The organism is Gordonia aichiensis NBRC 108223, from assembly GCF_000332975.1.
GTDB classification, from domain to species: Bacteria; Actinomycetota; Actinomycetes; order Mycobacteriales; family Mycobacteriaceae; genus Gordonia; species Gordonia aichiensis.
Genome location: NZ_BANR01000019.1, coordinates 77,402 through 100,272, shown reverse-complemented (window position 1 = coordinate 100,272; position 22,871 = coordinate 77,402). Strand labels below are relative to the sequence as shown.

Below are 22,871 nucleotides of genomic sequence, written 5' to 3'. Positions count from 1 at the left end.
GCCCGCGCTACACGGCGTCGCGGGCGTCGAGCTCGTCGAGGAACTGCTCGACTCGCGGCCACGTCTGCTCGGAAGCGGCGTCGCCTGCGATCAGCCCGAGGTGACTGGTCTCCACGGTCTCGAAGTGCACGTCTGACGAGCCTTCGAGAAGCTCGACGCCGTGGTGCGCGGCATCCCAGCTCGCGATCGCGTCGCGATGACTACCGAAGAGCTGCACAGGCTTTCGGAGAGTTCTGAGGTCGATGATGCGGCCGTCGAAGTCGACCACCCCCGAGGCCAGTTCGCCGCGGTAGACGAAGTTCTCCCACATCTGCAGCGACACCTTGCCGGCGTATCCGGGCATGGCGTTCTGGAACCTGTCGATCACCTGCATCCGGGCCAGCGCCTCGTGATCGTCGGCATTGCGCATGATGTACAGCGGCTTCTTGAGCTCTCGATCGGCTGCCAGTGCGCGATATGCGATGCGCACCAACGGTGCGGGGATACCGCCCATCACCTTCAGCGATGCTGTGATCGGAACCCCTCCGACGGGCTGCATGACCTGCTTGACGAGTGGATAAGGAGATACCGCGTCGTAGTCGAGTGGGGTACCGATCGCTGTAATGGAACGTACCGGCAGGTCCGGATGTGCCGCGGCCATCAGGAGCGAGACCGTGCCACCGAGACTCCACGCAGCAACGTCGAGGACACCTGCCGCTTCGCCGGTTCCGGAGTAGTCGGCGAGTACCCGATCGATGGCCTGCGGGACGATGTCGTCGATGTAGGTCTCGAAACCGACGTGGCGGTGGGCCTGTCCGACGTCACCGAAGTCGACGACGTAGGGGATGCGGCCCGCTGCGAGGAGATGCTCCACCGCAGACTGCCCCGGTCCGAGGTCGTAGCAACGCGCAGGAACCGCGAGTGGCGGCACGAGCAGGATCGGAGGCCTGCCGGAAGCACGCGCCGCGGCGAACTGCCCGTCGCTCCCGTAACGGCGCAGCGTGCGCTGCGGATCGTCGACAAGGGTGACGTGGGGTGACTCGACGTCGGGCGCGACCTGATGCCCGGCCAACAGGCGCGCCAGTGTCTGCACCCGCTTCCACCGCGACGCGGCCATCTGCTCTCCTTCATTCCGATGATCGAAGTGCAATCTACGTGACAGCGCTGACGGCATACTCGTCGGTGTGGAGGCAACAGAATCAGGCGCCGTGGCCGTCGTGGGAACGTTGAATCTCGACCTGGTGGTCACGCTCGTCCGCAGACCGGCCGTTGGTGAGACCGTACTCGGGCGAACACTCACCGAACGACCGGGCGGCAAGGGCGCCAACCAGGCGCGCGCGGCTGCCGCGGTGTGCACCACCGCACTCGTCGGCGCCACGGGCACCGACGCCGCAGGCGACCGGATGGTCTCCGACCTCGCCGCTGCGGGTGTCGACGTGACGTATGTACGCAGGGCGTCTGATACCAGCGGACATGCCGTGATCGAGGTCGACGACAGTGGCGACAACAGCATCATCGTGATCTCCGGGGCCAACGGCCGGCTGACCGCCGACGACGTCGTATCGGCACTCGACGCCCTCCGGCCGACTGTTGTGATGACCCAGCTCGAATCGCCCCGGGAGGTCACCGAAGCGACTGCGAAGTGGTGCCACGCCAATGGGATTCGGTTCCTACTCAATCCCAGCCCCACAGCGCACCTCGGCCCGTCGATCCTCTCCGGCGCCGACCCGCTGATCGTCAATCAGATCGAGGCGGCGTACTACGCCGAGGCGTCGGAGGACGCCGAACCCACGGAGCTGGCGCGAGCGCTGTTGAGCATGAGTCGATCCGCGATCATCACGCGAGGTGGCGACGACGTGGTGGTGGCCACTCGTGATTCGATCGACATCCTCGACGTGCCGAAGGTCGACGTGGTGGACACCACCGGGGCAGGCGACGTCTTCGCCGGCACGCTCGCGGCGCATCTCGCCCTCGGATCAACGCTTCTCGACGCCGCCCGGTCAGCGACCAGGGCGTCGGCCGATCACGTCGCCGCGAAGTGATGGGGTGTGGTCGAGTGCGGGACGCACGAAGACCGTGACAGACAGTGCGTACGGTCGTCGGGATCGGGTTACTCGTTTTGGCTGCGAACGTCGTTGTCCACAAGGCAGATCGGTGTTGTCCACACCATGACCCTGTCGGACCGATGGACGAATCAGAATTGTCAGACCTCGCCTGTATGTTCGAGATATGTCCTTGGAAAACCACTCTCGCCCGGTCGGCGATACGGCGGGTGCACCCGTCTCGCCGCCGGTGCTCGCACGTGTCGCCGAGGACGAAGCGCTGTCGAAGACCGACCTCGTCGAGGTCATCGCGCACTGTGCATCGACCGTGTCCACCGCACAGTTTCGAATGCTGCAGGCCATCAGTCTCATCCACGAAGAGCACGAGGAAGACTACGGCGCCGAGCTCGGCGAGCTCACCAGCGGTGAAGCAGGGTCAGCAGACGCCGTGGACGAGTTCGCGCTTCGCGGACGGGCCGGAGAGAATCCACGCGCACAGTACGGACCCACCGGACTCGAACGCACCATCGCCGACGTCGGCGCTGTGCTGACGGTGCCGCCCGGCCGGGCGCGTGAGCTGATCATCGACGCTCATGCACTGCGCTATCGGCTCCCGTACACGTCGTCGTTGCTCGCATCCGGTCGAATCGATCTGCAGCGCTTCCACATCGCCGTCGCACGCACCAGCCTCTGCGGTCCGGAGACGATCGACGAAGTCGACGCGCTACTCGCGGCAGCACTCTCCGCACGCGACCACATGTCGACGACGCGATTCGCTGCTCTCGTCGACTCAATTGTCGCCCGGGTCGATGTAGAGGCCGTCAAACGTCGCCGCGCCCGTGTCGACTCCGACCGCAATGTTGAGGTCCGACCGGACAGGTTCACTCCCGGTCAGTCACGACTGACCGGAACCGTCCCCGCGGCGTCCGGCGCGCTGATCAACCAGCGGCTGAACATGCTCGCCAGCAGCGTTCACGACGCCGACCCGCGCACCCGCGCGCAGCGTCGAGCCGACGCCCTCACCGCGTTCGCCGATGGGCAGACCACCCTCGACTGCCGATGCGAGGCGTGTGTGGGGCGCGAGGAGGGCGACCGCGAAGCCGTTCGGCCAGAACCCACGGGCCCCGACGGCACCACGGCGGCACCGGCACCGCTGCCCGGTGGCTCTCGAGCGATCATCCACGTGGTGGCTAACCAGTCCACCCTCGACGGCGACGATGACACACCCGGCTACCTCGACGGATACGGGATCATCGACGCCGACACGGTCCGCGAACTCGCGGTAGACGCTCATTTCGATCATCTCGACAGCAGCGCAGGTGACGTCGACCCCGGCAGCCCCGACCACGAGGCGGCCGCGCGTGCCGCGCTGCGCTATGTCCCCAGCAAGAAACTCCTGGCGCTGGTTCGGTCGGGCGAATTGTGCTGCACGTTCCCCGGCTGCACCAACCCGGTGTGGACCACCGATGTCGACCACGGCGAACCGTTCAATCACCGGAACCCGCATGACGGTGGGGCGACAACACGGCGAAATCTGAAGCCTCTCTGCAGATTTCACCACCGCATCAAAACCTTCGGTCGTTGGCGCGACTACCGGCCCGATCTCAAGACCGCACTCTTCGTGTCCCCGACCGGGCACAGCTTTGTCGGCAACTCGTTCAGTGGACTCGACTTGTTCCCCGGACTCGTTCCCGACAAGCCACCAGATCACCCTGCACGCCGCGCGATCGATTCCATCCACAACTCCCGGCGCGCGGAGGTCACGCGCGTCGCCGAGAAGTGGAACGCCGAGAATCCGCCACCCTTCTGAGCACGCCTGGACTTAGTCCGCAGCCGATCCCAGCCGGCTGGCGGGAGTGAACGGGTCTGGCACCGACCCGACATCCACAGATAACGCGAGTGTCTCGCCGATCGTCGGCGCGTGTTTGAACAGATTGTGTCCGGCAACAGCGAAGACCGGGCCGTCCTGCCAAATCCCGACGCCGTCGTCACCCCAGGGCAGAGTGGTGACCCAACAGTGCACGATCCCGATCGGCGTCGGATCGAGTCCCGGCAGTGCCCGGGAGACGTATGCGCTGGCATCATGCGCATAGCGGGCAAGGGTGGCCCCGTCGACGATGGCCCCATCCGAATCGGCGTCGACCGTATCCGACAGTCCCAGACCATAGGCCGAACGATCCGGGTATGCAGCCGCGTAGATCCCGCTGAAGCCGAATTCCCCGCTGCCGTCCTGAAGCGTCGGAAGACGGCCGACACCGCTGTCGCGCACCGCGAAAGACACCCGCACATGCGCCCCGAGTTGCACCGGGATCTCGATGCCGACCGAGCGCGCGATCGCAGCCGTGCCCCTACCTGCACACACGACCACCGCCCCGTGATCGCCGACAAGTGTGGGACACCGCACCTGCACGCTGTCGTCGACGATGCGCACCGAAATGGCCTGTTCACGCACGATCCGGTCACCCAGCGCAGCCGACAGCAACTCGATGGCGGTGCGGGTGTGGATGGAGCCTGCGGTGGGATCGAACACGGCAGGGCCGTCGTAGTCGGCCAACTGTGGCAGCAGTGTACGCAGTTCTTCGGAGTCGATCTCGCGGGCGCCGATCTCCGAATACTGTTGCATTGCAGGAAGTCTGCGCACCGCGGTGTCGCCGAGCGCGAGACCGCCGTCACCGGAGACGAGCGGCGCCCCCAACTCGTCCTCCCACCGCCGCCAGTGCGCGCGAGCGCGGACCGCAAGCTCCACCAACCGCGGATCGTCGTGCGCGTGTCTGAAGATGCGTGACTGGCCCGCCGACTGCCCGAAACCCGGTGTGCCCGTCTCGTACACCGTGACGGTCGATCCCTGCTGCGCGAGTTGATAGGCGGTGGAGAGCCCGATGATCCCAGCGCCGATCACCGCAACGTCTGACGTCAGTGCCATGTGCCCACCGTACGTCCGCATCTCACGTGACGTCGCGCGCTCGGCGCGTACCGTCGACAGCGGGGACCGAAACGAGAGGAGCCGTGTCACATGGCAGACGAACTCAACGGAATCACCGTGGCCTTCCTGGTTGCACCGGAAGGAATCGAGCAGGTCGAGTTGACCGAACCGTGGCGCGCCGTCGAAGAGACCGGCGGCACACCGAAACTCGTATCCACCAGCGACGGCGAGGTGCAAGCATTCAACCACCTCGACGCCGCCGACACCTTCAGCGTCGACGCGACAACCGATTCGGTCAGCGCAGCCGACTTCGACGCGCTCGTGCTGCCCGGCGGCGTCGCCAACCCGGACTTCCTGCGCACCGACGCATCGGCCGTCGCCTTCGCGAAGGGCTTCTTCGACGCGGGCAAACCCGTCGCGGCGATCTGCCACGCACCGTGGACGCTCGTCGAAGCCGACGTCGTACGCGGGCGCACACTCACCTCGTGGCCGAGCCTGCAGACCGACATCCGCAACGCTGGCGCCACGTGGGTCGACGAGGAGTTGGTCGTCGACCGCGACGGCCCCAACACCCTCATCACGAGCCGCAAGCCCGACGACCTCGCGGTCTTCGACGCTGCACTGGTCGCCGAGTTCGGCCGGAGCAAGGTGTCGAACTAGGACACATTCAGTCCTGAGCGTCGAGTTCCGCAGCGATGTCGGCGGGGAAGCCGCCGGTGGCAACCGGACCCCACGACGTCGGCGTGATGCGGATCAGCGACTTCTTCTGCACCCGCATCGCGGCGCGGTATTCCTCCCAGTCGGGGTGCTCACCGGAGATCGAGCGGAAGTAGTCGACGAGGACGTCCTCTGCCTCAGGCATGTCGAACACCTCGGCGGTGCCGTTGACCTGCACCCACGGGCCGTTCCATTCATCGGACACGACGCAGACACTGACGTCGGGGTTCCGTTTGGCATTCGACGTCTTCGCCCGCCCGGGGTACGTCGCTATGACGATCCGTCCCTCGTCGTCGACCCCACCGGTCACCGGCGAGAGCTGAGGTGAGCCGTCACGTCGCTGGGTCGCCAACAACATGCGGTGTCGCGGGCGGAGGAACTCGAGGAGTGCGCTGTGATCGACGGCATCGGCGGTCGCAATGGTTCGGGCCATGACCCGACACTACGACCGCCGACGCATCCGCCGCTCACACAGAGGCAGACGACCTACTCAGTCAGTCGAGTTCCTTGCTCCCCGGATGCTTGCCCGTGGGAGCCTCAGCAGGCGCGTGATCACCGATGGACCCGTTGAGGTCGATCGCATCGTTGCGGATGGTCCGCTTCGAGCCGGCCGCGGGAATCAACTCGTACTCGGCGAGGAGCTGGCCGATCTCGTTGCCCTCGAGTTTGCCGAGAATGGCCTCACGGATCTTGCTGGGGCCGGGCAGGTCGGCGATCTTGCCGTCGCGGAGACGACTCGTCGCCGCCACCATGCTGCGAACGTCGTAGGTCGAGTTGAACACCTCGGGCACCGCGCGCTCGATGCCGAGCAAGGTGTAGACGGCCTCCATCGGCGTACGCACCGAGTACTCGGTGGTGAAGATGCAGTCACGACTCGTCTCGGCGAACTGACCGATGAATGCGAAGTTGACCGAACCTGCGGGCACGACGTCGGGACGATCACCCGCCTGCCGCGGCATGAAGAACGACGTGACATACGGCATCATCACCGGGACCGCCTTCGCGCCGGTCGCAGCCATCTCGGGGATCTGTTCCTCGGGCACTCCGAGGTGGTAGAGCCACTCCTGTGTGATCTCCTCACCCGTGCACTCCGACATGCTCTTCTTCACGTAGTTGCCGGGGGTGTCGACGAGCAGTGCATACACCCACACGACGATCTGATCGGACGGCTGCTGCTTGAAGTGCGGTTGCCTGTTGACCGTCCAGCTCATCAGCCAGTTGGAGTCCTTGGCCGTGACAATGCCACCGGTCACCACGCGCCCCGAGAACGGATCACGCTTGGTGATCTTCTGGATGTACGACGGGATGCGCGGGTCGAGCGTGGTCACCGTGCATGACTCCCACTTGGTCTTGTCGATGTTGCCGCCGAAGACGTCGGGATGGCCGAACGACGGGTCCTTCACCGCGATGCGCCGCCACAGATCCCAGGCAGGCGCCGGTCCGGTGTTGAGCTTCGCAGGCGTCTCGTGATCGCCGTTGTCGGAGTTCTCGGTCAGCGACCCGATGGTCATCAACAGCAGGTCGTTCTCACCCAGCTCGGTGACACCGTCCTTGCCCGCACTGTCCGGCACCGTGCTGTCCTTCCCAGCGGTCCAGTGAATCTTCGTGGCCTGCTTACGATCTCCGCTGATCTCGAAATTGACGTCGGTGACCTCGGTGTCGAAGTGGAATGTCACGCCCTGGTCGAGCAGCCAGGTGTAGAGCGGCAGCACGAGCGACTCGTACTGGTTGTATTTGGTGAACTTCAACGCACTGAAATCAGGCAGACCACCGATGTGGTGGATGAAGCGGTGAATGTAGAGCTTCATCTCCAGCGCCGAATGCCAGCGCTCGAACGCGAACATCGTCGTCCAGTAGAGCCAGAAGTTGCTCTCGAAGAACTCGTCGCTGAAGACTTCGTCGATGCGCTTGTTCTCCATCTCCTCACGCGTCGCGAGGAAGACACGCGCGATGTCCTTCTGCGCTTTGTCACTGAGAGTGAACTTGTTCTCCGTGTGCGCGTCCTGCCCGCGGTTGATGGTGGCGCGGCACAACGAATAGTTCGGGTCGTCCTTGTTGAGCCAGTAGAACTCGTCGAGGACGCTGGCTCCCTCGATCTCGATCGACGGGATGGAATGGAAGAGGTCCCACAAACACTCGAAGTGGTTCTCCATCTCGCGGCCACCGCGAATCACGAAGCCCTTCTTGGGTTCCTTGATGCCGTCGAGCGCGCCACCGGGCAACTTCAGGCGCTCGAACACCGTGATCTTGTCACCCTTCATCTGCCCGTCGCGGATGAGGAACGCCGCCCCGGACAGTGACGCAAGTCCCGCACCGACAAACCATGCGGTCTTGTCGTCGACGCCCTTGGGTTTCCGTGGCCGGGCGAACGCCTCGTAGTTGCCGCTGCTGTAGTACATGCGCACTGCCTTTCGGTCGATAGACCCCCGCCGTTGACATCTCCCACCATCAGCCCTACCACCCCATGGTGCTGCCTGAGTGAAATCCGAAAGCGTCGTCGCCGGATTGCGCCCAGACACACGTTCTCGTCACGATCACACCCTCGCCACAGCCCGCCGCACGGGTGCAACACCACACACGCTTGTGTCGTCGGCTTTAGAGTTGACGAGATCCATCACGAGAGGCTCGGGGCACGAGGGTGTCCTCCGAAGCGAGAGGAACTCGATGTCAGTGACGGCTCCCGACCGCCCGACAGGTCTTCGCGAACTCACCATCCGCGGAGTGATCCTCGGTGGCGTGATCACCTTGGTGTTCACCGCTGCCAACGTCTACCTCGGCCTCAAGGTCGGCCTCACCTTCGCCACCGCAATTCCCGCAGCTGTCATCTCGATGGCGGTACTGCGCAGCTTCGCCAACCACTCGATCGTCGAGAACAACATCGTGCAGACGATTGCGTCGGCTGCCGGCACTCTGTCCGCGATCATCTTCGTGATCCCCGGCCTGGTGATGGTGGGGTACTGGACCGGCTTCCCCTACTGGATCACCGTCGCCGTGTGTCTGGTCGGCGGCATCCTCGGCGTCATGTACTCCATCCCGCTGCGCCGCGCACTGGTCACGGGATCCGACCTGCCCTATCCCGAGGGCGTCGCCGCTGCGGAGGTACTCAAGGTCGGCAACACCGACGAAGGGGGCAGACGCAATCGAATCGGGCTGCGCGCCATCACCATCGGCGGCATCACGTCGGCGATCTTCGCACTCCTCGGCAATCTCAAACTGATCAGCACCGACGTCTCAACGGCGTTCCGGGTCGGCTCCGGGGGCACCATGATCGGTGCAGGACTGCAACTCTCGCTGATCGGTATCGGACATCTCGTGGGCTTGAGCGTGGGCATCGCCATGTTCGTCGGGGTGATCATCTCCTACGGGATCATCCTCCCGATCAAGTCCGCGGGGCAGTTCGCCGCGAACTCCGACGTCGCCGACGTCGTCAGCACCGTGTTCAAGGACGACGTCCGCTTCGTGGGTGCAGGAGCAATCGCCGTGGCCGCGGTCTGGACCCTGCTCAAGCTCATCGCGCCCATCGTGAAGGGCATCATCGACGCGATGGCGTCGGCGCGCGCACGCCGCGAGGGCGTCACCGTCGACATCACCGAGCGCGACATCCCGTTCCCCATCGTCGGCGGCACCATCGTCGTGATGCTGCTGCCGATCGGCCTCCTGCTGTGGGACTTCGTCCACGGAACCGCACTCTCCGGAAGCGCGGGCGGGATCATCGCGGCCACGGTTCTCTTCATCTTCGTCATCGGCATGGTCATCGCAGCCGTGTGCGGCTACATGGCCGGTCTCATCGGGTCGTCGAATTCCCCGATCTCCGGTGTCGGCATTCTCGCCGTCATCATCGCCGCACTGCTCATCAAGTTCGTCTACGGTGCGGCCGACCCGCAACAGTCAACTGTCCTCGTCGCCTTCACGCTGTTCGCCACCGCCATCGTGTTCGGGGTCGCGACGATCTCCAACGACAACCTGCAAGACCTCAAGACCGGTCAGCTCGTCGGAGCGACGCCGTGGAAACAGCAGGTGGCGTTGATCATCGGCGTGTGTTTCGGCTCGTTGGTCATCCCGCCGATCCTCGGCGTCATGAACACCGCGTTCGGATTCGACGGCGCGCCGGGGGCTGGAGCAGACGCATTGCCCGCCCCGCAGGCAAGTCTGATCTCCGAACTGGCCAGGGGCGTGTTCGGCAACGACCTCAACTGGAGCATGCTCGGCATCGGCGCGGCCATCGGTGCCGTGGTCATCGTCATCGACGAACTCAGTGGCCGGGTGAACAAGAAGGTGGCGCTTCCCCCTCTCGCTGTCGGCATGGGGATGTACCTACCGATGTCGGTCACCTTGATGATCACGGTGGGCGCCATTCTCGGCCACATCTACAACAAGTGGTGCGAACGCGTCGGCGGCGACGTCGGACAGAAGAAGCGGATCGGCGTACTCGTCGCGACGGGACTCATCGTCGGCGAAGCGCTCTGGAACGTCGTCTATGCGGCCATCGTCGCGTCGACGGGTGACGACGGTGTGCTCGCGATTGTCGGCGACGGTTGGGCGAATGGCTCGCAGATCGTCGGCGTGATCGCCTTCGTCATCGTCGTCCTCGGCATGTACAAGGTGACCGAAATCCTTGCCAAGCGCAGCGAGGAGACCGATCCCGCGCCGGATCTCGGCACGAAATGAGCGCCGCTGAATAAACCGATCCGTCAGTCGGCTAGCGTCCCGTGTTCGAGAATCGCGAGAATCTCTGAACCCCAGTCCTCGTCGAGCGGCTCCGCGGGAAACAGCAACGCCCGCAACATCGCCGCGCCACCCATCATCTCGATGACGCGGTCCGGATCGGTACCCGCACGGACCTCACCGTCGGCGACTGCAGCGACGAGACGCTCTCGGAACGCGGCGAAAACGCCTGCAAATCCTGCGATCACCCGACGATGCAGTTCGGGGTCTGCTGCCATGTCGGTCACCAACCCGGGTAGCGCGGCACGGGTCACCGGCGAGTTGAACAGCTCGCGCACCCGCGCCACCATCACCACGAGATCGTCGTCTGTGTGCCCGGTCGGCGCCGACAGCGCCGTCATGTCGGCGAACGTCGCGTCGTGGACAAGGTCCTGTTTACCTGACCAGCGTCGGTAGAGAGCCGTCTTCGTCGTCCCAGCTCGGTCGGCGACCGCCGCCACCGTCAGTCGCGCATATCCCAGCTCCACCAACAGTTCTCGTGCAGCAGCAAGAACGGCCACGTCGATCGCGCCGTCGCGCGGACGACCTTTTCCGAAAACCTTGCCATCCGTGGTCACATCTGATTCCATAACGCTACTCAGCGTAGCGTAATACGGCGGAAGGACTCGCCATGGCCACCCGACCAACCTTCGAAGAACTCGATCACCTGCAGCGCTCGGAGCGTGACACCGCGTCGATCCCGTCTGCTCTCGCGTCCTGGCTCACCGACCTCTTACCAGCCGGTGCCGATCCCACGGTGACCGTCGACGCGGGCATCGACTCCAACGGCATGTCGTCGGAAACCGTCATGCTGACCGGTCGCTGGACCGAGAACGGTACTGTGCGCGAACAACAATGGGTGATGCGAATGCAACCACGCCCGGCCGACATCCCGGTGTTCGCCGAATACCACCTCGACCGACAGTTCGAGGCGATGAGGCTGGCCGCAGAACTCACCGGCCTCCCCGTCCCGACGACCCGATGGCTCGAACCCACCGGCGACATCCTCGGTTCGCCGTTCTTCCTGATGGACCGCGTCGCCGGACTCGTGCCACCGGACGTCATGCCCTATACCTTCGGCGACAACTGGTTCTTCGACGCGTCGGCCGACAAGCGTCGCCAACTGCAGGACGCGACGATCGATGTCATAGCGACACTCCATGCCATCCCCGATGCCCGCACCACCTTCGATTTCCTCGACCCACACGCCGACACCTCGTCGACGCCGCTGCGTCGACGCCTCGACGAACTGCAGCGGTTCTACGACTTCGCAGCCGCCGATCTCGGCCGGTCACCGCTGCTCGATCGCGCGATGACCTGGCTCGATGCGAACTTCCCGGACGAGCTCGCAACCGGCGAGACCGTTCTCAACTGGGGAGACGCACGCATCGGCAACGTGATCTACCAGGATTTCGAACCGGCGGCGATCCTGGACTGGGAGATGGCAACGCTCGGGCCTCGCGAACTCGACGTTGCGTGGCTGATCTTCGCGCACAACGTCTTCCAGGAACTCGTCGGCCTCGCGAGTATGCCCGGTCTGCCCGACGTGCTCCGCGAGGAGGACGTCCGCGCCACCTACCGCGAGCTGACCGGCGTCGACCTCGGCGATCTGGGATGGTTCTACCTGTACTCGGCCGTGTTGTGGGGTGTGATCTTCATGCGCACCGCGTCGCGACGCATCCACTTCGGCGAGATGGCTCGACCCACCGACATCGAGGCCGAGCTCTTCTACCACCGCCCGCTGCTGCAACGGCTGCTGGACGACCGCGCCTGAGTCCCGTCCCCCGGAGAGGAACCCCCATGCTCGGACCACTCGACGAATACCCCGTTCATCAACTGCCCCAACCTATTGCGTGGCCGGGTAGTTCCGATCGCAACTTTTACGACCGGTGCTACTTCAACGCACACGACCGAACCGGCGACGTCTTTCTCGTCACCGGACTCGGCTACTACCCCAACCTCGGGGTGAAGGACGCGTTCGTGGTGATCCGACGTGGAGACGAGCAGACCGCAGTGCACTTGTCCGACGCCATCGACCAGAACCGGCTCGATCAGCACGTCGGCGGCTACCGCATCGAGGTCGTCGAGCCCCTCCACACCATTCGGCTCACCCTCGAACCCACCGACGGGATCTCCTTCGACCTGACCTGGAACGGACTGTTCGACGTCGTGCAGGAGTTGCCGCACGTGATGCGCAGCGGCACTCGAATCACCCTGGACGCACAGCGCTTCGCCCAGCTCGGCTCGTGGTCGGGATGGATTCGCATCGACGACACCGAAATCCCCGTCGAACCGTCGACGTGGATCGGGAGTCGCGATCGGTCCTGGGGAATCCGGCCGGTCGGAGAGGCCGAGCCCGCGGGACGTCCTGCCGATCCCCCATTCGACGGCATGTGGTGGACGTATGTGCCCATCGCATTCGACGACTTCGAGCTCGTGCTCATCGTCCAGGAGTCACCGGACGGCATCCGCACGCTCAACGACTGCTCCCGGGTGTGGAAGGACGGCCGCGTCGAACAACTGGGCTGGCCCAGATTCGATATCCACTACCGTTCCGGCACGCGGGAGGTCAGCGGCGCGACGATTGCGGCCACCGCTGCCGACGGCTCGTCGGTCACCATCGAGGTCACGTCCTTGCTCGCGGCGCCGCTGCATGTCGGCGGCGGCTACGGCGGCGATCCGGACTGGCAGCACGGCATGTGGCGGGGGGAAGGGTTCACCGAACGGGTCACGTACGACATGACCGATCCGGCCGTCGTCGGCAGGATCGCCTTCGGCGCCACCGACCACGTCGCGCGGGCGGAATGCCGTGAGGCCGACGGCACGACCAGAGTCGGATGGGGCATGTTCGAACACTTCTGTCTGGGCAGGCACGATCCGAGCGGCTTCACCGGTTGGGTCGACGTCGCGCCCTGACGGTTCTACGCATTCTGCGTACCGTGGACTCATGAGCACACAAGAGATCACGCTTGGCAATTTCGAGGACACCATTTCGGCCGGCGGCACCGTGCTGGTCGACTTCTGGGCCGGCTGGTGCGGTCCGTGCCGACAGTTCGCGCCGACCTTCGAGAAGGCCTCGGAGGATCACCCCGACATCGTGTTCGGCAAGGTCGACACCGAGGCGGAGCAACAACTCGCAGCGGGTTTCGGCATCCAGTCCATCCCGACGCTGATGGCCTTCCGCGACGGTGTGCTGGTCTTCAATCAGCCGGGCGCTCTGCCCCCCGCCCAGCTCGAGCAGCTGATCACCGCTGTCGGCGACCTCGACATGGATCAGGTGCGAGCGGAGATCGCCGCTGCCGACGCCGCGCAGGGCGACAACCCGCAGGGTTCCTGAGTCTGACGACCCGCAGTGTTCTCGCGCACTTAGAACCGTCCCGCGACGAAGCCGGCGAAGAGCACGATGAACCCGCCGATCTCGCCGGTCATCAGCGCAATCATCGACGCTCGTAGCGCCGGGTCCTCTCGGGCGAACTGATTGGTGGTGTCACGCATCAGCCCGTGCGCGATGTAGCTGCCGATCGCGCCGACGAAGAACACCACCATCACCATGGCCGCGGCGAGGTTCAGCCACGACGGCCACGCGCTGAGGTAGACGAAGACCGCCACGAGCAGGGTCGCGAATGCGTAGAGCAGCGCCGAACGGTGGGCGATGTCGACATAGGGGTGCGCGAGATGATTCTCTGAGCTGCGCATCTGCTCGTACTTCCACACCCCGAGAATCAGAGCGAGCAGAAATACCAGACCCGACGCTGCGAGCGTGATAGCGGTCGCGTAGTCGAGGTCGATCGTCGTGCGCATCGCTCAACGATATCGGTCCCGCAGGTTGGGATCGGACTCCCACCACAATCCGCTTCCGGTCTCGGCGGGGTCGTGCGCGGGTAGTTGTGCGCCCGACTCCAACGCGGCGTCGACCTCCTTTTCGGTCTCGCGTTCGTCGGAACGGAACCTGCGGAAGAGCACCATGAGGAAGGGCAGTCCGACAACGTCGCCGAGAACCCAGAGGAGACCGGCGCCGATCGTCTGGTCTGTGCGCAGACTCGGCCCCCACGTTCTGTGCAGCGACGTGTAGTAGTCGACGGCGACCAGCGATCCCTGCCACAGGACGATGCCGAGCAGTCCGTCGGCGATACTCTCGGCCGTGGTGATACCCAACGAGAGCGCCTGCGGATAGCGGCGCGGCACGGGATCGACCTGGAGGCGCGCGTAGAAGTAGCCGACGCCGATGACCACCAGCTGTAGGCGCGTCGCGACGTCGACCGACGCATCCCGCAGGATCAGCTCGTACCAGCCGCTGAAGTAGATCAGCCACGGTACGGCGAGCATCAGAGCCGAGGTCGGGATGGGGCCGAGAAGCAGGCGCGCCGCACGGCCGGCGAGCGCGGCGTCGAACCGAGTGCGGCCGAGGTCGCCGAGCGATTCCCGCAGGACCGTCACCGGGCGACCGAGCGCCAACCCGAACGGCGCGACCAGCAATAACAGTACGAACTGCAGCGCACGCACCCAGAACAGCGTGTCGGCGTAGACGCCGACCACACTGACACCGGCAACCAGCCACACTCCGATGCCGAGCACACCGAAAACCACCACCCCAGATCGCGGCACCGACGATCCTCCGCGCGACGACGCCCTGCGCCATGCGAGCACGTATGCGGCCAGGACGACGACGGCCACGACCGTGGTGACGGTGTCGAGTCGCCATGAGGTGAGCGCGACGTCGAGGGTCAGCGGCGTTGTCGGCGGATGCACGACAGACAGTGTGCGCCGTCGAGCGCTGCGATGGTGCCCGAAATGACCGGTGCGCGAGCAGAATTCACGCGCAACGTAGCCGCTGCCCGAGGGCCGCGGTGGTTATCCGGACAACTCCGACAGCTCTACAGATGAATCAGCGAGCTTCTCCGGGTCGACCGGGTCGCCGGAGACGATCAGTTCCTTGATCGCGTCGAGTTGATCCCAGATGTTCACCTGCATGCCCGCGAGAACGGTGTTGTCGCCGTCGAGCCAGAAGACGACGAACTCGCGGCCCGGCACGTCACCGCGGAAGACGACCTTCTCGTAGCCATCGGACAGCCCGCTGTACTCCATCCCGAGGTCGTACTGGTCGGTGAAGAAGTACGGCAGGTTCTCGTACTCCGCACTACCGCCGAGCATGTTGGCCACGGCGACCGCCGGCTGGTTGAGCGCGTTGGCCCAGTGTTCGACGCGGACGCGCCGTTCGAGGATGGGGTGCTCAGCGTTCGCGATGTCGCCGACGACGTAGATGTCGGGATCGCTGCTGCGCAGGCCGGCGTTCACCAGCACGCCGCCGCCGTCGATGTCGAGTCCCGCCGACTCCGCCGCGTCGAGGTTGGGTACGGCACCCGCAGCGACCAGCACGACGTCGGCCTCGATCGTGTCGCCGCCCTCGAGACGCAGGCCGGTCGCGGCGCCATTCTCCGTCGTGATCTCGTCGACCTTCACTTCGGTGCGCAGGTCGACGCCGTGCTCGCGGTGCAGATCGGCGAAGACCTGCGCCACCTCGGGCCCCAGTGCGCGCAGCAGGGGAAGCTTCGCCGATTCGGCAATCGTCACCTCGACACCGCGCTCGCGCGCGGACGCCGCGACCTCCATACCGATCCAGCCGGCGCCGACGATCGCCAGGCGCGTGCCCTCGGTCAACACGTCCCGGATCGCACGCGCATCGTCGATGGTCCGCAGGTAGTGCACACCCGAGGCTTCGGCACCCGGTAGGTCGATGTGCCGCGACGACGACCCGGTGGCCAAAAGCAGCTTGTCGTAGGTCAGCGTCGAACCGTCGGGAAGCGTGACGGTCTTCGCCGCGGCGTCGACCTTGTCGATACGCGTCCCGGGCCGAAATTCGACGCGCTGGTCGAGATACCAGTCGGTGTCGTGCACGGTGAATTCGGGCAAATCCTGCTTTCCCTGCATGAATTCCTTCGACAACGGCGGCCGTTCATACGGCAACTCGTTCTCGACGCCGAAAATCACGACGTCGCCGTCGAAATCGTGCTCACGAAGCGCCTCGGCGGCCTTTGCCCCGGCGAGTCCTCCCCCGACTATCGCGATCGTTGTCACGGCGCATACCTCCAGGTTGGATGTGGTCAGACGGACTCGACTCCAACGCTACGCGTCGACCAGGCACCTGCCGGGCGAACAACCGCTGAGCATCAACGGACAATGACGGCGGATTTGTCCGGTTGGCGGCAGTTGGCACGTCGGAATGCCATTCCTGCCGCCAATGTCGTATTACCATTGATAACGACACGCTGTAGGCTCGGTCGCGATTCAAGAATCCGCCGTACCGATCAGACGATCGGACGACTTCCGGATTCCCTGCTCTTCTAGTGGAAGTGATCGCTCGTGTCCCACACACGTCGGGCTGTGCCCATGAGATTCCTGCCCATCGCGGTCCTGACGGTTGCGCTCGCGCTTGTCGTCGGCCTGATCTCGGGTGCGGGCGGCGCACACGCGTGGGGCCCGCCCGCCGGCAAGGTCAGAGGCTTCATCAACGAGCAGATCTACAACTACGGCATGGACCACCCGGTGTCAGTCCGCGCGTGGCCATCGCAAACCACGAAGCCGAGTAGTGCGCCGACGGTCATCTTCCTCGACGGCCTACGCGCCACCAACGACTACAACGGCTGGGAGCGCGAGACGAACGTCGCCTATCTCTCACAGCACGGCTACAACGTCGTCATGCCGATCGGCGGCCAGTCGTCGTTCTATGCCGACTGGCAGCAGGCGTCGGCCAGCGCGGGCCAGCGCCACCCGTATCGCTGGGAGAGCGTGCTCAAGGGCAGCCTGCCGCAGTTCCTCGACCGACACGGCTTCCGCAACCGCACTCTCGTCGGACTGTCGATGTCGGCGAGCCAGGCGGTCATCATCGGCAACCAGCGCCGCGACCTCTACCAGCGCGTGGTCTCGATGTCGGGCTTCATGAACCTCGTCGCGACGGGCATGCAGACCATGCTGCGGGCAGCAGCCTGGGACGCGGGCCACTACAACCTGAACGACATGTGGGGCTGGTTCCCCAATGCTCAGGCATTTGCGCACTCGCCGACCGAGAACCTGCCGTCGATGGGCGGCCTGCACCTGTGGATGTACGCGGGCACCGGCGTGTGGGGCGACCACCAGCCCCCGGGAGCGAACAACACCGACTTCTACATCACCGGATTCAACTCGACGGCCATCGAGTCGGTCGCCGGTGAGCAGAGCCGCACCTTCGCGCTCGCCGCACCCGCGTTCGGCGTGAACCTGCGCACCGACTTCCCGATCACCGGCACCCATGCGTGGGGTTACTGGCAACAGGCGATCTGGAACATCTACAACAACGGCTGGTTCCGCAACGGCTGACCACCGGCTCAACGAGAACGCGGCGTCGAAGCATGTGCTTCGACGCCGCGTTCTCGTTGGTAGTGATATGTGTCAGGACGGCTCGATACCCGTGCGCCAGTAGGCCTGCGCCTTCACCGACTTCTTGTCCAGCTTGTAGTCGGTCTTGAACAGGGCCGCGATCGCCCTGGTGGCCTGCATGTCAAGCGCCACCCAGCCGAAGTGGTCCGACGCGTCGAACGCCGCCGCGCGAATCTCATCGACGATCGCGGTGCCGTCGGCCCCGCGCTCGACGTAGTTCAGGGTGTCGTGGCTGCGCACAGCGATCGGCAGTTCCCTGTCGTCGTCGTGGGAGACCTCGAACCAGACCGTCGCGGGGACGTCGGGTGTCGATTCCGTGAGTGCGCCGAGCAGCGAGTTGATCGCGGGAAGCGCTGCGGGATCGCCGGCGATGATCCAGCCCGCGGGCGCGGGCTCGGGCAGCGCGAACTTGGAGCCCATGAACGTCGCACTGATCTTGTCACCGGGTTGTGCCGACAGCGCCCAGCGCGGCGCTGCGCCGTCGTGGATCGCGAACTCGATCGAGAAGGTGTCGGCCGTCGGGTCGGGATCAACCAGCGTGTAACCGCGTTGGTGGATCTTGTCGTGCTTGTTCATGAACCACATGCGGATCCACATGGTCGGATGAACGGGCCTGTCCGCGAGAAGTCCGCCTCCGGTGAACCCGACCCGCACGTAGTGGTCGGTGACCCTCTCGGTACCCGTGACGGTCAGCTCGTAGTCGTCTGCGCCGAAGAGCTTGAGAACCGCGCCCTGCCAGCCACGTGACTTTCCTTTGGTGGGTGATTCGACCATGTCTCGACCTTCCGTGCTGCACTCTGCGGCTCGTTAGTGAGGGTAGCCTACGTTCACTTGATGTCGAGTCCCACTGGGCGGCTACCCCGCACCCATCCCGCGTGCGTGCTACACCGAAGACCGTGTGTGAGAGTCCAGTCGGAGACGCGTACGCCACGGAGCGTGCCGTGAGTCCGCAGATCGTCGAGTTGCGCATCTGGGGGACACCCCGCGTCAGTCATGCCGTCGCTCGCGTCGCCCTCGACAGGACCGCTCTGCGACGTCTGAGCGGCTTGTCGTTCGCGAAGATGCTCGGGACCGGATCGGGCCAGACGTTCACGATGCGCGACGCCGATCCCCGGCACTGGGCAGCGCTGACGGTCTGGGATAACGAATCAGCGGCCGACGCCGCTGCCACATCGAGGGTGTTCCGTCGGTGGTCAGAGATCAGCGACGAAACCCTGACGGTCCGGATGGCCCCGCTGGCCACCAAGGGTCAGTGGTCACGGCGCGCACCGTTCGCGCCTGGTGACCCCGTCTGCAGACGTGAGTGGGGCGGCCCGGTCGCCGCACTCACCCGTGCGCGGCTGCGTCCGAGCAGAGCTCTCTCGTTCTGGCACGCGGTCCCACCGGTCGTCGATCAGCTCGCCGTCAGCGATGGACTGCGTCTCGCGGTGGGGATCGGTGAGTCGCCGATCGGACTGCAGGGCACGTTCTCGCTGTGGCGAGACCCCGGCGCACTCACCGACTTCGCCTACCGCTCACCCGCTCATGCCGCTGCGATACGCCAGACCAGACCGCAGCGCTGGTACGTCGAGGACCTCTTCGCGAGGTTCGCCGTGCTCGACGTTGCCGGAACCTACGCCGGGACCGCGCCGTGATCTCACGTCTGTCGTGGCTACTGCTGGCGACGATGGTGCTGGTGCAGATCTGCTTTCCGTTGACCTCCGGTGGTACGCGAGCACTGACGACCGCAGCGGTCATCGCATTCGCCGCCGCAATGCTCCTCGACGCCGCGGCCACTCGCGGAGCCGTCGCGGCCCTGCTGCTCCTGGTGATCGCGGGCGGCGGAGGACTCGTCGCCGAAGCGGTCGGTATCCGCACCGGATTCCCGTTCGGTTCGTACCACTACACCGGGACACTGGGCCTCAAAGTGGCCGGCGTGCCGATCCTGGTACCCCTTGCATGGGTCATGATGGCCTGGCCCGCCTGGAACGTCGCGCGGCGACTCGTCGGGCGGCACGGTCGGCCGGCGACGGTCATCGTCGGCGCGTACGCGTTGACCGCATGGGACGTCTTCCTCGATCCGCAGATGGTCGACGCCGGGCACTGGCAGTGGGATCGCACCACACCGGCGCTTCCGGGCGTCGAGGGTATTCCGCTCAGCAACTTCGGCGGCTGGCTTCTGGTCTCGCTGCTGATGATGACGGTGCTCGACGCTGCGCTCGCCCTCACCGCGCGACCGACGACGACAGGCGACTCCTTGCCCGTCACACTGCGTGTGGATGCAGTGCCGGTTACCGCATATCTGTGGACCTACTTCTCGTCGGTGCTCGCCCACGCCGTCTTCTTCGGCCGTCCGCCCGTGGCGCTCACCGGCGCACTGCTGATGGGCGTGGTCGCCATTCCGTTGGCGGTGTCGGTGACTCGCGAGATCCGGACCGAACGTCGCATCAAGGAGCACGATGTCGAGGTCGCGTGAGGGGACCCGGCTTCACCAGACGAGGGTCGGGCAGTGCGTCGTCGCGGCGGGCACGGCGCTCTCGGTGGCATGCCTCGCGCTGACCGTCGACAACGCACGCCGCATCCGCGTCCCCGACCCGAACCTTGACGTCGAGGCCGAGCCGCTGTGGGTGCTGCTGCCCGTCCGCGACGAGGCGGCCGACGTCGCCGACTGTGTACTCGCTCTGCGCGAAGCGGCCTCGCAGTGGCCGGGACCGGCACGCATTGTCGTTCTCGACGACGCGTCGTCGGATGACACACCGGCCATTGTCGCCGATCTCGCCACGCACGAGGAGACCATCACGCTGTTGTCGGGCTCCGAACGTCCCCCGGGCTGGCTCGGAAAGCCCTGGGCCTGTGCCCAATTGGCCGAGTACGCGACGACTCGACAGCAGCCGGGCGGTGTCCTGGTCTTCGTCGACGCGGACGTGCGTCTGCAACCACATGCGCTTCGGGCAACGGTGGCGACGATGCGCGCGGCGGGTCTCGATCTCTTCTGTCCCTATCCGAAGCAGGAGGTGAGCGGCGTCGTGGAGCGGCTGATCCAGCCGCTGCTGCAGTGGTCCTGGATGAGCACGCTGCCCCTCGGGCTCGCCGAACGGTCGCCGCGGCCCAGCCTGTCCGCCGCCAACGGCCAGTTCCTTGCGGTCGACGCCGATCGGTACGCCTCTCTCGGAGGTCACGGTGCGGTCCGCGATCAGGTCCTCGAGGACATCGCGCTCCTGCGCGCGGTCAAGGCCGCGGGTGGCCGCGGGGTGGTCGGCGACGGCAGTGCTGTGGCCAGTTGTCGGATGTACACCGGTTGGCGCGAGGTGCACGCGGGCTACCGCAAGTCCCTGTGGTCGGCGTTCGGCTCTCCTTCCGGGGCCGCCGCGGTGATGTCGCTGCTCGTCATCGGCTATGTCATACCCTCCCTCGCGGCACTGCGCGGTTCCCGCACCGGGCTCGTCGGCTATCTCGCGGGTGTGGCCTCGCGAATCGTGACCGCCCGGAGGACCGGCGGCCGCTCCACGCCCGACGCACTGGCACACCCCCTCTCGGTGCTGGCACTCGCCGCCGCAACCGCCGACTCCGTCCTCGCTCGACGCCGCGGGGTGCTGCGATGGAAGGGCAGGCCGGTACAGGTATGAGTCGGATTCTCGTCATCGGAGCGGGCGTCGGCGGACTCGCCGCGGCCGTGCGCCTGTGTGCGGGCGGCCACGATGTCACCGTGCTCGAACAGTCGCGGGAGGTCGGGGGCAAACTCGGCGTGATCGAGCACGAGGGATTCGTCTTTGACACCGGACCGTCGTTGGTCACCCTTCCCCACATCCTCGAGCAACTCTTCGCCGACACCGGCGCACCACTGTCGGATTCGCTGACACTGCAACGACTCCCGATTGCCGCGCGATACCGCTTCCCCGACGGGACCGCGCTGGACATGCCCGGCGAGATGTCGGAGATTCCCGATGCCATCGACGCCGCACTCGGACCGGGGACCGGCGCACAGTGGGCGTCGTTCCTCCGCCGCGCCGGACAGATCTGGGATGCCACCCACGGCCCCTTCCTGGAGTCGCCGATCACGCTGCGCGACATGGCCACCGGCGCTCTCGACATCCGTGACCTCGCCACCATCGCACCCTGGCGTACGCTGCGCGGACTCGGAAGCCACTATCTCCGCGATCCTCGCCTGCGCATGCTCCTCGACCGCTACGCCACCTACACCGGGTCGGACCCACGGCGGGCGCCCGCCGCGCTCGCGAGCGTTCCCTATGCCGAGCAGCGATGGGGATCCTGGTACGTGCGGGGCGGCCTCGGCACCATCGCCTCGGCCCTGCAGCAGAGACTGACCGATCTCGGCGGCAGGATCGAGTTCGGCGTCGAGGTGACGCGGGTGACCACGACGAACGGGCGGGCCGACGGTGTGCGCACCGCGGACGGCGCCCGCCGCTCCGCCGACCTGGTTGTCGCCAATGCCGATGCCGCACAGGTGTATCCGGGCCTTGTTGCGACTCGACCGGCACGCCGCGCGGCGCGTCGCCTCCGCGCGAGCACACCCTCGTTCTCCGGCTTCGTCCTGCTGCTCGCGCTCGACGACCCACCGCCAGGGCAGCCGCATCACCACATCCTCTTCCCCGACGACTACGACGACGAGTTCGATTCCGTGTTCGGACGACGCGGCCGCGCACGTCCCGCGAGCGATCCGACGATCTACATCGCCGCTGCGGATGATCCGGCAGTGGTGCCGGGGGCCGAAGCGGCGTCGTGGTTCGTTCTCGTCAACGCCCCGCGTCACGACCCTCGAGGCGGCACCGATTGGGACAGCGAGGGATTGGCCGACGCCTACGCCGACCACATCATCGCGCTCATGGCACAGCGCGGTGTCGACGTGCGCGATCGGATACGCCATCGCATCGTCGTCTCCCCCGCCGACCTCGAGCGCCGCACGCTCACCCCCGGTGGGTCGATCTACGGCTCGTCGTCGAACGGGACACGCGCAGCGTTCCTGCGGCCGGCCAATGCGTCGCCGGTAGGAGGCCTCTACCTCGTCGGCGGATCGTCGCATCCCGGCGGCGGACTCCCGTTGGTGATGCTGTCGGCGAACATCGTTGCACGACTGATCGGCCCGGCGTGAGCGG

21 protein-coding genes are annotated in these 22,871 nt (G+C 65.8%); 12 read left to right on the top strand and 9 right to left on the bottom strand.

Features of this window, described 5'->3' with window-relative positions; genetic code table 11:
• Positions 1-7: 7 nt before the first annotated feature.
• Positions 8-1,096, bottom strand: a complete 1,089-nt coding sequence (locus GOACH_RS17020; RefSeq protein ID WP_005177357.1) for a polyhydroxyalkanoate synthase family protein — start codon at positions 1,094-1,096, stop codon at positions 8-10.
• 91 nt (positions 1,097-1,187) lie between these two features.
• On the opposite strand from GOACH_RS17020, the gene GOACH_RS17015 reads away from it, so the two are divergent.
• Together GOACH_RS17015 and GOACH_RS17010 are read left to right on the top strand one after the other, a co-directional pair.
• Entirely contained in the window at positions 1,188-2,021 is an 834-nt protein-coding gene (locus GOACH_RS17015) for a ribokinase (protein ID WP_005177354.1), read from the top strand.
• 187 nt (positions 2,022-2,208) lie between these two features.
• Entirely contained in the window at positions 2,209-3,831 is a 1,623-nt protein-coding gene (locus tag GOACH_RS17010; protein WP_005177352.1) for an HNH endonuclease signature motif containing protein, read from the top strand.
• Between the two features lie 12 nt (positions 3,832-3,843).
• Here GOACH_RS17010 and GOACH_RS17005 read toward each other — a convergent pair whose 3' ends face one another.
• Positions 3,844-4,944, bottom strand: a complete 1,101-nt coding sequence (locus GOACH_RS17005; RefSeq protein WP_005177350.1) for an NAD(P)/FAD-dependent oxidoreductase — start codon at positions 4,942-4,944, stop codon at positions 3,844-3,846.
• Positions 4,945-5,034: 90 nt separating this feature from the next.
• Here GOACH_RS17005 and GOACH_RS17000 point away from each other — a divergent pair, with 90 nt between their 5' ends.
• Positions 5,035-5,604: a type 1 glutamine amidotransferase domain-containing protein gene (locus GOACH_RS17000; protein ID WP_005177347.1), complete on the top strand. Its 570-nt coding sequence runs from the start codon at positions 5,035-5,037 to the stop codon at positions 5,602-5,604.
• Positions 5,605-5,611: 7 nt separating this feature from the next.
• On the opposite strand, the gene GOACH_RS16995 is transcribed toward GOACH_RS17000, so the two are convergent.
• A complete protein-coding gene (locus GOACH_RS16995; protein WP_005177344.1) occupies positions 5,612-6,094 on the bottom strand; it encodes a PPOX class F420-dependent oxidoreductase in 483 nt (160 codons plus the stop codon).
• Between the two features lie 61 nt (positions 6,095-6,155).
• Positions 6,156-8,060, bottom strand: coding sequence for an oleate hydratase (locus GOACH_RS16990; RefSeq protein WP_005177341.1), 1,905 nt, complete (start codon positions 8,058-8,060; stop codon positions 6,156-6,158).
• Positions 8,061-8,325: 265 nt separating this feature from the next.
• Between GOACH_RS16990 and GOACH_RS16985 the strand changes: the two genes are divergently transcribed.
• Positions 8,326-10,329 carry an OPT family oligopeptide transporter gene (locus tag GOACH_RS16985; protein WP_040519028.1) on the top strand — a complete coding sequence of 668 codons (2,004 nt, stop codon included), beginning with the start codon at positions 8,326-8,328 and terminating at the stop codon, positions 10,327-10,329.
• 23 nt (positions 10,330-10,352) lie between these two features.
• On the opposite strand, the gene GOACH_RS16980 is transcribed toward GOACH_RS16985, so the two are convergent.
• The gene (locus GOACH_RS16980) at positions 10,353-10,955 is read right to left on the bottom strand and encodes a TetR/AcrR family transcriptional regulator (protein WP_005177338.1); all 603 of its coding nucleotides are present in this window, start codon (positions 10,953-10,955) and stop codon (positions 10,353-10,355) included.
• A gap of 41 nt (positions 10,956-10,996) precedes the next feature.
• On the opposite strand from GOACH_RS16980, the gene GOACH_RS16975 reads away from it, so the two are divergent.
• From GOACH_RS16975 to trxA, 3 genes are read left to right on the top strand one after another with little or no spacing between them, the layout of a single operon-like run.
• Complete coding sequence (locus GOACH_RS16975) at positions 10,997-12,139, top strand: phosphotransferase family protein (RefSeq protein WP_005177334.1); 1,143 nt, start codon at positions 10,997-10,999, stop codon at positions 12,137-12,139.
• A gap of 26 nt (positions 12,140-12,165) precedes the next feature.
• Entirely contained in the window at positions 12,166-13,281 is a 1,116-nt protein-coding gene (locus GOACH_RS16970; RefSeq protein ID WP_005177330.1) for an Rv3169 family protein, read from the top strand.
• Between the two features lie 31 nt (positions 13,282-13,312).
• A complete protein-coding gene (trxA, locus tag GOACH_RS16965; protein ID WP_005177327.1) occupies positions 13,313-13,702 on the top strand; it encodes a thioredoxin in 390 nt (129 codons plus the stop codon).
• Between the two features lie 29 nt (positions 13,703-13,731).
• Here the strand turns inward: trxA and GOACH_RS16960 are convergent, their stop codons facing one another.
• From GOACH_RS16960 to GOACH_RS16950, 3 genes are all read right to left on the bottom strand, one after another.
• Positions 13,732-14,166: a hypothetical protein gene (locus tag GOACH_RS16960; RefSeq protein WP_005177324.1), complete on the bottom strand. Its 435-nt coding sequence runs from the start codon at positions 14,164-14,166 to the stop codon at positions 13,732-13,734.
• 3 nt (positions 14,167-14,169) lie between these two features.
• Complete coding sequence (locus tag GOACH_RS16955) at positions 14,170-15,114, bottom strand: cytochrome c oxidase assembly protein (protein ID WP_005177322.1); 945 nt, start codon at positions 15,112-15,114, stop codon at positions 14,170-14,172.
• 102 nt (positions 15,115-15,216) lie between these two features.
• Entirely contained in the window at positions 15,217-16,440 is a 1,224-nt protein-coding gene (locus GOACH_RS16950; RefSeq protein ID WP_005177319.1) for an NAD(P)/FAD-dependent oxidoreductase, read from the bottom strand.
• Between the two features lie 312 nt (positions 16,441-16,752).
• Between GOACH_RS16950 and GOACH_RS16945 the strand changes: the two genes are divergently transcribed.
• The gene (locus GOACH_RS16945; protein ID WP_005177318.1) at positions 16,753-17,718 is read left to right on the top strand and encodes an alpha/beta hydrolase; all 966 of its coding nucleotides are present in this window, start codon (positions 16,753-16,755) and stop codon (positions 17,716-17,718) included.
• A 72-nt stretch (positions 17,719-17,790) separates the two neighbouring features.
• Here GOACH_RS16945 and GOACH_RS16940 read toward each other — a convergent pair whose 3' ends face one another.
• The gene (locus GOACH_RS16940; protein WP_005177317.1) at positions 17,791-18,552 is read right to left on the bottom strand and encodes a siderophore-interacting protein; all 762 of its coding nucleotides are present in this window, start codon (positions 18,550-18,552) and stop codon (positions 17,791-17,793) included.
• A gap of 167 nt (positions 18,553-18,719) precedes the next feature.
• On the opposite strand from GOACH_RS16940, the gene GOACH_RS16935 reads away from it, so the two are divergent.
• Genes GOACH_RS16935 through GOACH_RS16920 form a run of 4 tightly spaced genes read left to right on the top strand, consistent with a single transcriptional unit; the run spans position 18,720 to position 22,867 of the window.
• Positions 18,720-19,412 carry a hypothetical protein gene (locus tag GOACH_RS16935; RefSeq protein ID WP_005177315.1) on the top strand — a complete coding sequence of 231 codons (693 nt, stop codon included), beginning with the start codon at positions 18,720-18,722 and terminating at the stop codon, positions 19,410-19,412.
• Positions 19,409-20,233: a carotenoid biosynthesis protein gene (locus tag GOACH_RS16930; protein WP_005177314.1), complete on the top strand. Its 825-nt coding sequence runs from the start codon at positions 19,409-19,411 to the stop codon at positions 20,231-20,233. The genes GOACH_RS16935 and GOACH_RS16930 overlap by 4 nt, the downstream gene beginning before the upstream one ends.
• A complete protein-coding gene (locus tag GOACH_RS16925; protein ID WP_005177312.1) occupies positions 20,217-21,383 on the top strand; it encodes a glycosyltransferase family 2 protein in 1,167 nt (388 codons plus the stop codon). The genes GOACH_RS16930 and GOACH_RS16925 overlap by 17 nt, the downstream gene beginning before the upstream one ends.
• Positions 21,380-22,867: a phytoene desaturase family protein gene (locus tag GOACH_RS16920; protein ID WP_005177309.1), complete on the top strand. Its 1,488-nt coding sequence runs from the start codon at positions 21,380-21,382 to the stop codon at positions 22,865-22,867. The genes GOACH_RS16925 and GOACH_RS16920 overlap by 4 nt, the downstream gene beginning before the upstream one ends.
• The last annotated feature ends 4 nt before the right edge of the window (positions 22,868-22,871 follow it).

Bases quoted from the DNA above. Each gene is read 5' to 3' on its own strand.
- GOACH_RS17020 (WP_005177357.1), bottom strand. From the start codon at position 1,096: ATGGCCGCGTCGCGGTGGAAGCGGGTGCAGACACTGGCGCGCCTGTTG.
- GOACH_RS17010 (WP_005177352.1), top strand. From the start codon at position 2,209: ATGTCCTTGGAAAACCACTCTCGCCCGGTCGGCGATACGGCGGGTGCA.
- GOACH_RS17005 (WP_005177350.1), bottom strand. From the start codon at position 4,944: ATGGCACTGACGTCAGACGTTGCGGTGATCGGCGCTGGGATCATCGGG.
- GOACH_RS17000 (WP_005177347.1), top strand. From the start codon at position 5,035: ATGGCAGACGAACTCAACGGAATCACCGTGGCCTTCCTGGTTGCACCG.
- GOACH_RS16995 (WP_005177344.1), bottom strand. From the start codon at position 6,094: ATGGCCCGAACCATTGCGACCGCCGATGCCGTCGATCACAGCGCACTC.
- GOACH_RS16990 (WP_005177341.1), bottom strand. From the start codon at position 8,060: ATGTACTACAGCAGCGGCAACTACGAGGCGTTCGCCCGGCCACGGAAA.
- GOACH_RS16985 (WP_040519028.1), top strand. From the start codon at position 8,326: ATGTCAGTGACGGCTCCCGACCGCCCGACAGGTCTTCGCGAACTCACC.
- GOACH_RS16980 (WP_005177338.1), bottom strand. From the start codon at position 10,955: ATGGAATCAGATGTGACCACGGATGGCAAGGTTTTCGGAAAAGGTCGT.
- GOACH_RS16975 (WP_005177334.1), top strand. From the start codon at position 10,997: ATGGCCACCCGACCAACCTTCGAAGAACTCGATCACCTGCAGCGCTCG.
- GOACH_RS16970 (WP_005177330.1), top strand. From the start codon at position 12,166: ATGCTCGGACCACTCGACGAATACCCCGTTCATCAACTGCCCCAACCT.
- trxA (WP_005177327.1), top strand. From the start codon at position 13,313: ATGAGCACACAAGAGATCACGCTTGGCAATTTCGAGGACACCATTTCG.
- GOACH_RS16960 (WP_005177324.1), bottom strand. From the start codon at position 14,166: ATGCGCACGACGATCGACCTCGACTACGCGACCGCTATCACGCTCGCA.
- GOACH_RS16945 (WP_005177318.1), top strand. From the start codon at position 16,753: ATGAGATTCCTGCCCATCGCGGTCCTGACGGTTGCGCTCGCGCTTGTC.
- GOACH_RS16940 (WP_005177317.1), bottom strand. From the start codon at position 18,552: ATGGTCGAATCACCCACCAAAGGAAAGTCACGTGGCTGGCAGGGCGCG.
- GOACH_RS16925 (WP_005177312.1), top strand. From the start codon at position 20,217: ATGTCGAGGTCGCGTGAGGGGACCCGGCTTCACCAGACGAGGGTCGGG.
- GOACH_RS16920 (WP_005177309.1), top strand. From the start codon at position 21,380: ATGAGTCGGATTCTCGTCATCGGAGCGGGCGTCGGCGGACTCGCCGCG.